Here is a 13,650-nt window from a genome sequence, read left to right as displayed (position 1 = left end):
ATAACAATGGTTTGGTTTAAGGGGCTGGTCTGCTGCATGGCCGGATGCAAGCAGGATTTATTAGTGGCTGTGTGTTCAAAATCAATGTGAATATTATCGCATGGTTTGGTGAAAGTATCTTTTTCTGCGGTTTATTCGACCACGATTTTTGGAAAACGCTGGCTATAGTCTTTGCCCTGATCGGCCAATGCCTGTACCAGCTGCCATGCTGCCTGCTGGTACAGGGCAGCAATTTGCGGATTTTGCTCTGCTAATGCGTAGGCCTGACCGTTATCCATGGCTTCGCGGACGGATAAGGTAAGTGGTAATTGGCCAAGCAGGGGAACACCGAGGTTGTGTGCCAGTTCCTTGCCGCCGTTGTGTCCAAATACGGGTTCGGCATGTCCGCAGTGGGAGCAGATATGGACGGACATGTTTTCGAGTACGCCGAAAATGGGAATGTTAACTTTCTGAAACATGTTGACGGCTTTGCGTGCGTCAATTAAGGCTACATCCTGAGGTGTTGTGACGACGACGGCGCCGGTTACGGGTATTTTCTGTGCCAGTGTTAGCTGGATGTCGCCGGTACCGGGCGGCAGGTCAATAATTAGGTAGTCTACATCATCCCATTGGCTTTGAAACAGGAGCTGCTGTAAAGCCTGACTGACCATAGGGCCACGCCAGATGACGGCCTGATCGGTATCGACGAGAAAACCGACGGACATTACCTGAATCTCACCCGTAGCCATGATCGGTATCATTTTACCCTGATGCTGACGCGGTTCTTGTCCGGCAACGCCAAACATGGTTGGCTGGCTGGGACCGTAAATGTCGGCATCAAGCACGCCAACGCGTGCGCCCATGCGGCTTAAAGCTACAGCCAGATTGGCACTGGTGGTGGATTTGCCGACGCCGCCTTTGCCGGAAGCGACGGCAATGATGTTTTTAACGCCGGCGATGGTTTGGACGCCGGGCTGAACTTTATGTGTGCCGATGTCCAGCTGTACCTTTACGAACAGGGGCTTGTCGCCGAATTTGGCGGTGATGGCGTGATCGATGCGCTGTTGCAGCTCGTGAATGAGGTGGGCAACTGGATAGGGAAAGACGAGCTCAAGGTGGATGCCGTCGTTGTCGATGATAATGTTGCGGACAGCTTGTTCACTGCCGAGTGTCCGGTTGCTGTCTGGCAGGGTGATGCTGTTAATCAGGGTGGTAAGGGATTGTGTGTCCATGCAATTTAAATCCGCTGCTGAATTTCTGGCGCATATTTTACCCTATATTGGCCTATGAACTGGTTAATGGGGCGGGCGGAAACCGGAATTTAGGCTGATGGCGGCATTTGATCAGGACTAATGATATGACCAGAATCTGGCTTGCAGGTATGTTGCCGGTTGCGTATCCACATTAAGCGCAGGCAAAGATAGGCAGGATAAAGCAAGAGAATGGAAACGATGAGGTAGCGCAAATTGTGCCATTCTACAACCATTTGCCCGTGTGCCAGTGCCCATCCTGCCCATAGCCATTGCCACCATGCGGGCAGGCTAAACGCGAGCACAATCAGTAAAGCGGCAATGCGGACCGGTGTGAGCGGCCAGAACTGATGCTGCTGCATGGCGCGGTTAAGTTGCAGCAGAACGATGAAGGCGAAGCTAAGAGTCAGTACCATGCCGCCGTTGGCGATGACCTGTAGCCAGCTGAAGGCAATATCCGGTGATAGGGGTAAGCTGTTGCCCGATACAGGTGTTTGTTCTAGTGAGACGCTGGCACCAATATTCAGGATGAAACTGTAAATCAAATCCAGCCAGAGCAGCATTAACGGCCAGGTGCGTTTCAAGCGTTGAAACATTGTTGTCTTACCATGAGAACAGATAATAATGCGACAGTGTAACCATTGCTGTATGGTGCTGTAAATGGCTGTCTGGTAGTTGTTTCTACTGAGAAAACCAGCAGATGTTGTTACAAGCTGGATAAAAAACGAATGCAAAGAGGTAGAAAGTATGGCTGATTGATGCCGCTTATTTGCTGGATGTTATGTATAAAAAATATTTAATGATTGCAAAGTCGGGCAAAAGCAGAAGCGGTGTACGTAGCCGTGGAAGCAGTGCAACCAAAGCAGGTTTTATACATGAATGCATGACCAGTAAATATTTATTCTGTACGCGGTAAGTGTTGGTTTGCCTACAGCGGCTGCCAGACAGAGCCAGAGGCCGGCGGATGAAGCGGAGCATCTATATTTCAATAGAAGGCTGAATAAAGCAATTATATGGCGTTCTGATATTTTCTATCAATGGAATGGGTGGTGCCTGTTATTTTTTATTCATTTGTGATTGGGATAGAGAGATATTTTAGAATGATGAAAGATATTGATTTTCAGTTGTGTTTCTGAATAAAAGTGGGATTTATTATGCATTTAGGGTAAAAAATAATTATATTCAGATATAAGCAATTTAATTTATCTGAATAATTGTAAGGACGGTAAACGGCAATGAAAGTTTTTTTGGGTTAGAATAAACACTCGAATTTTTATTTTTGATTTTGACCTTTTGAAAAGGTCTTTTTTATTTTCTGCTTTTTGAGAAAAGACATAATGACAAGACGTTTGCCAGTTGTGTTTGAAATGAGCGCTGTTGTGATCAGTGCCGCAGTTTTGAGTTCTCCAGTTTTGGCTTCCGGATATCATTTGGGTTTGCAGTCGGTGACGTCGGTAGCAGCCGGTAATGCGGCAGCGGCTGAAGCTGCCGATGCTACGACGATTGTTAGTAATCCGGCTGGCTTGGTGCATGTGGAGGGTACGCAGATTGATACTAATCTGTTTGTGATTAAACCGGATATTAAATATAAGAATGCGCGAGGAACGTTTTCGGATGGCTCTGCTGTCAGTGGTCCGGCACACGGTAATATTGCCAATACGGCTCAGTTGGTGCCGCAGCTGTATTTTTCTCATCGGCTGAATGAACGATGGGGTGTGGGGCTGGGTGTTTATATACCGTATGCGGCCAGAACCAATGATAGTTCCGCTTCGGTGCTGCGCTATAACGTGAATAAAACCAATGTGAAGGCGCTGGATATCAATCCGGCTGTGGCTTTTAAAATCAATGACCGGCATTCGCTGGGTGTGGGGCTGATCGCGCAGTATCTCCATGCAGAAGTGCAGAAATACGCTGATTTTACGCCGGTAGGCAGTGCGCAGACTAAAATTCCTCCAGCGATGCTGCATCAGCGGGCGCCAGGAGCATTTGATGCACGTGCTACGGTAAAAGGTAATGACTGGGGCTATGGTTTCAATGCGGGCTGGCTATGGGATGTGAATGATGATGTGCGGGTGGGTGTGAGCTATCGTTCTAAGATTAATCAGCATTTGCATGGTACAGCGCGCTGGCAGCCGGTAGGAAAGTATGCAAAACAGTATGCGCCACTGTTTGCGCAGTTTGGTTTTAAAGAGCTGGAAGGGGCGCAGGTACAAATTACCACGCCTGAAGTGGTATCGGTGCACGGGATGTGGAAAGTGAATCCACAATGGAATCTATTTGGTAATGTGAGCTGGACGCGCTCTTCACGCCTGCATGAGCTGGATATCAATTTTGAAAATGATAAGGCGATTGATCCGGTACATGGTGCCACTTCGCATACCACGCATATTGCGACCAACTGGCGTGATACCTATGCAGTTGGTGTAGGGGCTTCCTATCAGCAAACCCCACGCCTGCAATGGCGTTTTGGTGTGAATTATGATCAGTCGCCGGTACGCAGTTCGTCTACACGCCTGTCTACTATTCCAGATGGTAATCGCTGGCTGTTTGGCGCCGGTGCTAAATATGATGTAAATAAAAAGGATACGGTGGCGGTGTCGTATGCCTATCTGCATATCCAGCATACGCGAATGAATCAGCAGGATGATGGGGCACACGTGTCGAGTAATGTGCGTGGAGAGGCGGATTACCGTTCGCATGCACATATCGCTGGTGTTTCGTATACGCATCGCTTCTGATATCAGCCTAGGCAGTATACATGCAGGACAGTATAGGTACTGTCCTGCATTTGTTTTGCCCAGTAGTTTTGCATGATTTGTCTTTTCGTTCTCAAGCCATTGAGATTAATAAATTTTAACTAGAATATTGACATAAATTACAAGTAGTTTTCTTTTCTGTTTCATAATCTGTCGTATGATGGTTTTGCTGTTCCATCTGGATAAAGCATTGTTAAACAAGGAGATGTATCATGAAGCATCAAGAAGGTTTACAAGATCCTAAAACCAAGTACTACCATCAGGATTATGCCAAACAACGTCAGCCAGCGCCCGGCCTGCAAAGCAGAATGGACCCTGTACCTGATTGTGGTGAAAAAAGCTATGAAGGTCATGGCCGTTTGTGTGGACGCAAGATTTTGGTAACGGGTGCCGATTCCGGTATTGGTCGTGCTGCTGCCATTGCGTATGCGCGTGAAGGTGCGGATCTGGCGATTAATTATCTGCCGGAAGAAGAAGAGGATGCTAAACAGGTTGCAGCACTGGTACAGGAAGCCGGCCGTAAGGTTGTGTGCCTGCCGGGTGACTTAAGTGACGAGCATTTCTGCAAACAGTTAGTAGAAAAAACGCATCAGCAGTTAGGCGGTCTGGATGGTCTGACTTTGGTGGCTGGTAAGCAGACGGCTGTTGAGCGGTTTTGTGATATCAGTACGGAACAGTTAAAAAAAACATTCGAAATTAATGTTTTCTCTCTTTTTTGGGTGATTCAGGCTGCAATGCCGCATTTGCCTGCCGGTGCCACTATTGTGACCACCAGCTCTGTACAGGCTTATGAACCCAGCCCGAATCTGATAGATTATGCCTCTACAAAGGCCGCTATTGTAGCGTTTACGCAGGGTCTTGCTAAACAGGTAGCAGCTAAAGGAATTCGCGTGAATTCTGTGGCTCCCGGCCCTATCTGGACTGCTCTGGAAATTACCGGCGGTCAGCCGCCTGAAGCCATTCCAAAATTTGGTCAGAGCGAATCTATTCTTGGCCGTGCCGGCCAACCTGCCGAACTGGCTTCAACTTATGTTTTCCTGATGTCGGATGAATCCAGCTATGTAACCGCTCAGGTGTATGGTGTGACCGGCGGTATTTTGCTGTAAGACATTTTGTTGTTTTTCTAATAAATCCGTACTGAAATTCGGTTTCTGTACCGGTGTAATACCGGCAGTAAAATGAGTTTCAGTGCGGATTTTTATTTTTTCTGTGAGCAAAAACCATATTTGTTTCGCTATTGGTGCATAAAAATATTTATTTGTAATATTTATATTTCTCATTTTTGTTTTTTTCATACAATAGATAAAAAAATGATATTTTGCATCGCGGAGGATAAATTGGGAGTGAAGAAGCAGTAGTGATATTTCCTTTTTGCCGCAATTCACTTATGTACTGGATAAGAAAGAAGCATGTGTCAGCAGGACGCGCTGCAAGCTGTGTTCAGGAGAGGGTGCCTAGATTTCCTGCCGAAATAAAAGGCTGGCTGAGGTATAGAGCTGGACGGAATGAAAATGGTTATGTTTTACGCTAATTGCTTGTTGATTCTGTATATTTTGGCCGCTAAGGATGCAGACTAATGGTGAAATTATGTTAATTTATATAAATTTTATTATAAATTTGCCGTCTGTGATGGTTTAGTTGAATGATTCTAATAAAGTGTGATAACCATTATTGTTTTAATACTATGTTTTTATGGAATTTTTCTGTTAATTTTGATTTTTTCAATTAATTATTATGAAAATTACTCTTATTTAGATTAAAAATAGTCATGATATTTAATGTTATGATAAGCCCAAACAGTTGTATTGGTTAGGGTAATGTAATTTTAACACCTGATTTAGTGCAACTGTTCAAGGGGGAAAAGGGTTGCAGGTTAATTTTAGCCTGCAACCCCAGACTGCAGAAAATATTGGTTCAGGATATTTATCCTCTACGTATAAGTTACTATCCGACAGTGGTTTTTTGCTTAAGAAGCAAGACAAATACGCTGCTCACGGGTAGAAAAATAACAGACATAATTTTTCATTAAATGGTTATCTGCGCTTGATGCTTGTCGCGTCAGGCCGGTAGTGGTTTAGTGATTCATCACAACTGCTTGGTAAGTAAGATGCAGCAGTTTTGAGTAAAAAGGATGCAAACATGGAAGGTAAAAAGGTTGTATTGGAATGTTTAAACCGTTTACTGGCAGGAGAGCTGGCCGCACGTGACCAGTATTTTGCCCATTCGCGGATGTATGAAGATATGGGCTATATGAAGCTGTTTCAGCGTATAGACCATGAGATGCAGGAAGAAACCGACCATGCGCACCAGTTTATTCACCGTATTCTGATGCTGAACGGCAAACCGGAAATGGTACCGGATGCGATTAATGTGGGCACGGATGTAGTCAGCATGCTGGAAAATGATCTGGCTACAGAGCTAAGCGTGCGCCAGAATTTAAAAGATGCGATTAAGCTATGTGAGCAGGAGCAGGATTATGTGACGCGTCAGTTTCTGGTGGCTCAGCTGAAAGATACGGAAGAAGACCATGCACACTGGTTAGAACAACAATTGCGCCAAATTGAGGTGATGGGCTTGCCCAATTATCTGCAAAGCCAGCTGTAAGGAGAACGATATGCAGGGAGATCGTTTGGCCATTCAGGCATTGAATAAAAATCTGGGTTTGTTGTTGGTTTCCATCAATCAATATTTTCTGCATGCTCGTATTCTGCGCAACTGGGGTTTCAACGAGCTGGGTGAGACTTTATATAAGCATTCGATTCGCGATATGAAGAGCGCAGACGCGCTGATTGAACGTATCTTGCTTCTGGAAGGTCTGCCGAATCTACAGGAGTACGGCAAAATTCTGGTGGGTGAGAATATTACTGAGATTCTGCAGTGTGACCAACGGGCAGAGCAGGCCAAACACATTGCTCTGGCTGATGCCATAGCTGTGTGTGAAAACCAGCTGGATTTTGTGTCACGTGATTTGCTTGAACAGCAAAAAGCGGTGAATGAGGAATATTTGGACTGGCTGGGTACGCAGCTTGATCTGATTAAAGAAGTTGGATTGAATAATTTTGCGCAGTCTGCGGCAGTAACAGATTGAGCGATTCCAGTGAACAAACAGGATAACAGCACTTGTTCACAAGTGCTGTTTTTTTGTGTTTGCTGTAGGCGCTGATACTAAGCCGCTACTACGCTTTCGTGTGCACTGCTGGGCTGAAACCATGCCAGCTGCTGGCGCAGACTGACTACTTCCCCAATCACAATCAATGCCGGTGTGGCAGCTTGTTGTGCCAGGGAGGCTAGCTGGTGGAGCTGGCCGGTTGATACGGTTTGCTGTGGTAGCGTGCCTTGCGAGATGATTGCTACCGGTGTGGTGGCGGCTCGTCCATGGGCAATCAGCTGGCGGCTGATTTCCGCTGCCGTGAGGGTACCCATATAAATCACCAGTGTTTGCTGAGCACCTGCTAGTGTGTGCCAGCCATGTGACTGTGCAGCCAGCTGCTGATGGCCGGTTATAAACAGCACACTCTGGGCATAATCCCGATGGGTAAGCGGAATACCGGCATAGGCGGTAGCGCCTAGGCCAGCACTGATGCCAGGAATGACTCTGAAAGGAATTCCCGCTGCCTGTAATACCGCACATTCTTCACCACCACGGCCGAACACAAAAGGATCACCGCCTTTTAGGCGCGCAACACGTTTACCTTGCTGTGCCCACTTTACCAGCAGTTCATTGGTCTGTTGCTGTTGTACCTGATGGTTGCCACAGCGCTTACCAACGCTGATTTTCAGGGCATCGCGGCGTACCAGCTCAAGTACCTCTGCCGATACCAATGCATCATATAAAACCACATCTGCTGCCTGAAGTGCCTGTAAGGCGTGCAAAGTGAGCAGACCGGCATCACCTGGGCCGGCACCAACCAGCACCACTTCACCCTGTAGTAGTGGCTGGTGGGCATTTAGTTGCTGCTGCAACAGCGATTCTGCTGCCTTTTCATCACCACTGGCCACATACTGGGAAAAGCGGCTGTGCTGAAATAATTGCTCCCAGAAGCGGCGGCGTTCGCTCAAATGCTGAAAGGTTTGTTTTACCTGTGTCCGCCAGCGTCCGGCCAGCGCCGCTGCTTTGCCGATTGAAAACGGCAGTAGCGTTTCTATTTGCTGACGAATCAGCCGCGCCAACACTGGTGCGTGGCCGCCGCTGCTTATAGCCACCTGTATTGGACTGCGGTCAATCAATGCCGGCACGATAAACGAACAACATGCCGGCTGGTCGACACAATTGCAGAATGTTGCCGCTGCTTCGGCTGCCAGAAATACCTGCCGATTTAAGGCAGGGTCGTTAGTAGCGGCCACTACCAGAAACACACCACTTAGCAGCGCAGGGCTAAATTCTGTGGCGATGTGTTCGGCTTGCTGTGCGGCAAACCAATCCTGAAAGCGGCTGGTGGTTTGCTGTGCCACCACCTTTAGTTGTGCTCCAGCCTGTAACAGGGCACTGGCCTTGCGTTCGGCCACCTGTCCGCCGCCTACCAGTAACACTTTGCGCTGGTGTAATTGAGTAAATATGGGGTAGTGATTCATGTTGGTTTGTCTTTGTTGTGTGCACACTATCTTATAAGTGCCGCTGTGTGGCTGAAAAAGAAGCATTTTTTCTAACCAAATCGTTGGCGGTTATATCTGTATGGGCCATGTTCGCGACGGAAGTTTGGTTATAAAGAAAGAAATTTTTATTCTTTCCTTGCCGCAGGCTACGCTTGCTACTATCTGAATCAGACAGACAGTAAGCTGCTTAAACAGTTGCTGGCATTAATAAATTGTGCTTTCAGGAACGTAAAAGAATATGTTGCGCCCCCGCTTGTGGAGCCCACCGCATGATGCGGCCGCCACCCAACGCTTGCCGGTACTTACTGCCGAACTACAAAACCGTTTAGAGCAGATTGTCAGCCAGCATCAGCACGTTAAATTTGCTTCTAGTCTGGCCGTTGAAGACATGGTGATTACCGATGTGATTGTGCGCGCGCAGCTGCCTGTAGAGGTATTTACTCTTAATACTGGTGCGCTCAATAGTGAAACCTGTCAGTTGTTAGACGCCGCCGGCCAGCACTGGGGTATCCAAATTGTTGAATATCGGCCAGATGAGGCGGCTGTTGATGCGTATGTGGCTGCACATGGCAAGCTGGCTTTCTATGACAGCGTTGCTCTGAGGCGCGAATGCTGCCATATCCGCAAAATCGAACCGCTCAACCGTGCACTCAGTGATGCAGATGCATGGATTACGGGACAGCGGCGCGAGCAGTCCAGCACCCGTACCGAGCTGGCATTGGTTGAGCAAGATCAGACTCATGCGATGGCCAAATACAATCCGCTGGCTGATTGGCTGGAAACTGATGTGTGGGCTTATGCCGAAGCGAAGCAACTGCCGGTAAATGCTTTGTATATGCAGGGCTATCCGAGCATCGGCTGTGAGCCGTGTACGCGTCCGGTAAAAGTGGGTGAGGATATTCGGGCTGGCCGCTGGTGGTGGGAGAGCCGCGATAGTAAAGAATGTGGTTTGCATAAATAAGCAGAATTTAACTCAGGCTTGCAGGTGCGCTGTCATGCGCTGCAGCCACTACGGAATAAACCAATGAGTATTCAAAACAAACATCTGGATTGGCTGGAAGCGGAATCCATCTACATTATCCGCGAAGTGGTCGCTGAAGCACGCCATCCGGCGCTGCTGTTTTCCGGTGGCAAGGATTCGGTAGTGCTGCTGGCACTGGCAGTAAAAGCGTTTCAGATACCTGGCCACAGCCTGCAATTACCGCTAACACTGGTGCACATCGATACTGGCCACAACTACCCCGAAGTGATTGCCTTTCGTGATGCCACTGTACAGCGGCTGGGTGCGAAACTGGTGGTGGGCAGTGTGGAAGAATCCATTCGCCGAGGCAGTGTAACCTTGCGCCGAGCTACCGATTCGCGCAATGCCGCCCAGGCTGTGACCTTGTTGGAAACCATTGAAGCTAACGGCTTTGATGCATTAATGGGCGGTGCACGTCGCGATGAGGAAAAAGCGCGTGCTAAAGAACGCATATTCTCGTTCCGCGATGAATTTGGTCAGTGGGACCCGAAAAACCAGCGTCCGGAATTATGGGATTTATATAATACTCGTCTCCATCCAGGCGAAAACATGCGCGTATTCCCGATTTCGAACTGGACCGAACTGGATATCTGGCAATACATTGCGCGTGAACAGCTGGCTTTACCTGACATCTATTATGCTCACCAGCGTGAGGTGGTGGAACGCGGAAATATGCTGGTGCCGGTAACACCACTGACACCGAAAAAAGAGGGCGAAGTGAGCGTGGTACGCAGTGTACGTTTCCGTACAGTAGGCGATATTTCCTGTACTTGTCCGGTGGCGAGCGAAGCCGCTACCGCCGCTGAAATAATAGCTGAGACGGCGCAAACCACGATTTCCGAGCGTAACGCCACGCGCATGGACGATCAAGTTTCGGAAGCGGCCATGGAAGAGCGTAAGAAAGCAGGTTATTTCTGATGGCTCCCACACTCACCGCTTCAGCGCCCCATGTCTATATTGTGCATGGCTTTCAAAGCAGCCCGCATGATAACTGGTTTGAGTGGCTGGCTCGGAAGGCGCGTTCTGCCGGTGCCGTTGTCACCATACCGGCAATGCCTGCACCCGATTATCCGCAAGCAGCGGTATGGCAGCAGACACTGGATCAGATTATTGGCCAGCCTGAAGCTCAGACCATACTGGTCGGCCACAGCCTCGGCGTTATTACCCTGCTGCGTTTTCTTAGCCGTCACCAGCCTGCAAAGTTGGGCGGATTGATACTGGCCGCTGGTTTTGCCTCGCGCCTGCCTACGCTGCATATACTGGATGAATATATCGATGCCAGCCAGCCTGATTTCAGTGCATTACAGCACATCAGCATGCCGGTGCACAGTATTATTTCCACCAACGATCCCTATGTGCCAGAAGCCGCCAGCCAATCCATTGCAGCATCACTGCACAGCCACATCGATTATGTATCCCATGGTGGCCACCTGATGGCTGAAGACGGCTTCAGCGAATTGACTCCAGCGTGGCAGAGCCTGAAGCAGATGCTGACGCAGGTCGTTACCACCAACCAATGAGACATCGAATGAGTACTGATTCCGTATTGCGATTTATTACAGCCGGCAGCGTGGACGATGGTAAATCCACACTAATTGGACGTCTGCTGTTTGACAGCCAGTCTTTGCTGGCTGATCAGGTAGCCTCACTGTATCGAGGCAAGCACAAGCGCACTGCCGAAGGCGTCCCTGATTTCGCCCAGCTTACTGACGGGTTGGCGGCCGAGCGTGAGCAGGGCATTACCATTGATGTTGCTTACCGCTATTTTGCAACGCCGGCACGCAAATTCATCATTGCCGACACCCCCGGCCATGAACAATATACCCGCAATATGGTGACTGGAGCCTCTACTGCCGATGCCGCCATCATTCTAATAGATGCCACACGGTTGGATTTCAGCGAACAGACGCCGGCCTTACTGCCGCAAACCCGTCGTCACAGCGCCATTCTGAAACTGCTGGGTACACCGCACATCATTGTAGCGGTAAACAAACTTGATTTGCTGGATTACAGCGAAGAAAAATTCAACGCCATCAAACGTGCTTACAACGAGCTGGCCACCGCTCTGGACTTGCGCCACGTCAGCTATGTACCAATATCGGCGCTAAACGGCGACAATATTGTCACTGCCAGTGCACACATGCCATGGTATCAAGGGCAACCGCTATTGCCTTTATTGGAAAGCCTGCCCGCTGCTAACCGTCACAGTCAGTTGCTGAAGGCACCCGCTCTCTATCCAGTACAGCGCGTCGCCCGGCTGGATGGCAGCAGTGCTGATGATTTTCGCGGCTATCAGGGTCGGCTAGAACAGGGGGGCCTGAAAATAGGCGAGCCCGTACGTATCGAACCAGCCGGCCAGAGTAGCACCATTGCAGCCATATACAGCCCAGATGGCGCCGTAGACCAGGCTCAGGCAGGTGATGTGCTCACTTTAGTGTTGGCTGATGATGTAGATGTATCCCGTGGAGACAGTATTGTCGCTGCCGGCAGTGATTTGCATCCGGTCAGCAACATCAGTGCATCGTTGTGCTGGTTTGACAGTAAACCACTCAACTCAGCCAGACGGTACTGGCTCAAGCACAGCACGCAGACCGTGTATGCCAAAATCAGAAAGGTTGAATATCTGCTGGATGTACAAAGTCTCAATCATCAAGAAGACAGCAGCAGCCTACAACTAAACGACATTGGACGGGTACAGATCAGTGTGCAAAAACCACTTATTGCCACTAACTACGAGGCCAATCCGGCGGCTGGTGCCTTTATCCTAATTGATGAAGCCACCAATCATACAGTTGCCGCCGGCATGATTGTTGCCTTATCTTAGGCGTCACATGCATAAAAGTTCGCGGTGAAAATATACCGTCTCCGCGTAACACAGTATGCAGAAAACATGAATGCTGTTGCATCTTGTTTACGCTTTGCAGGTATAGGTGCAGCAGTTTAGGTAGCAGGCGTTGATAAAAACACACATATACGACAAACGAGTTAATATTATGTAAAAATATGTTATATGGATAAAATCAATCCAGCTTCATAATTGAATTTGAATAAGAGGTTTGTGTAAAAAACAGATAAAAATGATGTAAAAATTAATTTTTTTGATGTTGGGCTGAGAGAAGAAAGAGAATGTTAACTAAGCCTGCTAGCGAATTATCATCTTAATATTATTATATAAAGTGGATGGTATAATTTTTACAGTGAAATAGGGAATAAACTGACATGTTTTATATATTGAAAATAACTATTGCTATAAACAAAACATAACACAAATTAAGTTAACATCATTATGTCTTTTAATCGGGAGATAACAGATGTTAAGCGATCGCATCAAACAGGCGCGGCAGCGTATCGCCCTGTCACAGCAACAGGTAGCCGATAAAATGGGCGTCTCCAAAACCGCAGTATTCAAATGGGAAAACGGCAATTACGAACCCAAAAATCTGGACATACTGGCCAACATACTCGGTGTAAGTCTTACCTGGCTGCGTGAAGGTCGTGGTAATCCTTTTCCAGCGCAACCAGACGATATTCCTGCTGCTATAGATTCCGGCCCGTATAATCAGGATGAGGTAGCTGTCTGCCTGTACCCCTCCATTGAGCTGGCCGGCTGTGTGCGTTCCAAACAGGCACATAAACAGCATTGCAAAAAATTCAGCCTGAGTACCGAGCTTTTAGAGCGTAAAAAAATCAATGCAGAGATGGTGGTATGTTTTCCGGTGAGCGACAACAGCATGGAACCGATTTTTCCGCACGGAACCATTTTTGCTGTCGACTTAAACCGTACCAACATCATCGATGGCAACCTGTATTTGATAAAGCAAAATCACCGCTATCGCGTCCGGAAACTGTATTCCATGCCAAATGAAGAAGTACGACTGCACGCTTACAATACTGCTGAGTATCAGGATGAATGCGCCCCTGTTAAACAGATCATCATCATTGGTAGAGTATTTTATTATGCCGTAGAGCTGTAAATGCACACTCTACTTGCAGACTGTCATATTCAAGAGATGGTGCAGGATGCACTTTTTTCTGCTCTTACATTGGCCAA

General features: G+C 48.0%; 12 protein-coding genes. 9 read left to right on the top strand and 3 right to left on the bottom strand.

The annotated features are described in order from the left end of the window. Positions 1-131: 131 nt before the first annotated feature. Complete coding sequence (gene apbC / locus J3U75_RS05470) at positions 132-1,211, bottom strand: iron-sulfur cluster carrier protein ApbC (protein WP_267390924.1); 1,080 nt, start codon at positions 1,209-1,211, stop codon at positions 132-134. Positions 1,212-1,300: 89 nt separating this feature from the next. Beyond that, positions 1,301-1,825 (bottom strand): hypothetical protein, encoded by a 525-nt coding sequence (locus J3U75_RS05465; RefSeq protein WP_267390923.1) that lies wholly within the window; start codon positions 1,823-1,825, stop codon positions 1,301-1,303. A gap of 771 nt (positions 1,826-2,596) precedes the next feature. Between J3U75_RS05465 and J3U75_RS05460 the strand changes: the two genes are divergently transcribed. From J3U75_RS05460 to bfr (J3U75_RS05445), 4 genes are all read left to right on the top strand, one after another. Further along, complete coding sequence (locus J3U75_RS05460) at positions 2,597-3,967, top strand: OmpP1/FadL family transporter (RefSeq protein ID WP_267390922.1); 1,371 nt, start codon at positions 2,597-2,599, stop codon at positions 3,965-3,967. A gap of 230 nt (positions 3,968-4,197) precedes the next feature. Further along, on the top strand, positions 4,198-5,091 hold the full coding sequence (locus J3U75_RS05455) for an SDR family oxidoreductase (RefSeq protein WP_267390921.1): 894 nt from the start codon (positions 4,198-4,200) through the stop codon (positions 5,089-5,091). Positions 5,092-6,124: 1,033 nt separating this feature from the next. After that, the gene (gene bfr / locus J3U75_RS05450) at positions 6,125-6,589 is read left to right on the top strand and encodes a bacterioferritin (RefSeq protein ID WP_267390920.1); all 465 of its coding nucleotides are present in this window, start codon (positions 6,125-6,127) and stop codon (positions 6,587-6,589) included. A 10-nt stretch (positions 6,590-6,599) separates the two neighbouring features. Continuing rightward, positions 6,600-7,073, top strand: a complete 474-nt coding sequence (gene bfr / locus J3U75_RS05445) for a bacterioferritin (protein ID WP_267390919.1) — start codon at positions 6,600-6,602, stop codon at positions 7,071-7,073. 77 nt (positions 7,074-7,150) lie between these two features. Here the strand turns inward: bfr (J3U75_RS05445) and cysG are convergent, their stop codons facing one another. After that, positions 7,151-8,557 carry a siroheme synthase CysG gene (gene cysG, locus J3U75_RS05440; protein ID WP_267390918.1) on the bottom strand — a complete coding sequence of 469 codons (1,407 nt, stop codon included), beginning with the start codon at positions 8,555-8,557 and terminating at the stop codon, positions 7,151-7,153. Positions 8,558-8,816: 259 nt separating this feature from the next. On the opposite strand from cysG, the gene J3U75_RS05435 reads away from it, so the two are divergent. The 5 genes from J3U75_RS05435 (at position 8,817) to J3U75_RS05415 (ending at position 13,573) form a co-directional block, all read left to right on the top strand. After that, positions 8,817-9,539, top strand: coding sequence for a phosphoadenylyl-sulfate reductase (locus tag J3U75_RS05435; protein ID WP_267390917.1), 723 nt, complete (start codon positions 8,817-8,819; stop codon positions 9,537-9,539). A 63-nt stretch (positions 9,540-9,602) separates the two neighbouring features. Then, positions 9,603-10,517 (top strand): sulfate adenylyltransferase subunit CysD, encoded by a 915-nt coding sequence (gene cysD / locus J3U75_RS05430; protein ID WP_100151521.1) that lies wholly within the window; start codon positions 9,603-9,605, stop codon positions 10,515-10,517. Then, entirely contained in the window at positions 10,517-11,119 is a 603-nt protein-coding gene (locus J3U75_RS05425; RefSeq protein ID WP_267390915.1) for an RBBP9/YdeN family alpha/beta hydrolase, read from the top strand. Before cysD ends, J3U75_RS05425 begins: the two co-directional genes overlap by 1 nt. A gap of 8 nt (positions 11,120-11,127) precedes the next feature. Next, on the top strand, positions 11,128-12,423 hold the full coding sequence (locus J3U75_RS05420) for a sulfate adenylyltransferase subunit 1 (protein WP_267390914.1): 1,296 nt from the start codon (positions 11,128-11,130) through the stop codon (positions 12,421-12,423). A 487-nt stretch (positions 12,424-12,910) separates the two neighbouring features. Continuing rightward, positions 12,911-13,573: a S24 family peptidase gene (locus tag J3U75_RS05415; protein WP_267390913.1), complete on the top strand. Its 663-nt coding sequence runs from the start codon at positions 12,911-12,913 to the stop codon at positions 13,571-13,573. Positions 13,574-13,650 lie beyond the last annotated feature (77 nt).

Origin of the sequence: Snodgrassella sp. B3088, assembly GCF_026535815.1 — a bacterium.
In the GTDB taxonomy this organism is placed as follows: domain Bacteria; phylum Pseudomonadota; class Gammaproteobacteria; order Burkholderiales; family Neisseriaceae; genus Snodgrassella; species Snodgrassella alvi_E.
The sequence above is the reverse complement of the archived record's forward strand: the minus strand, read 5'-3'. Positions and strand labels throughout refer to the sequence as shown.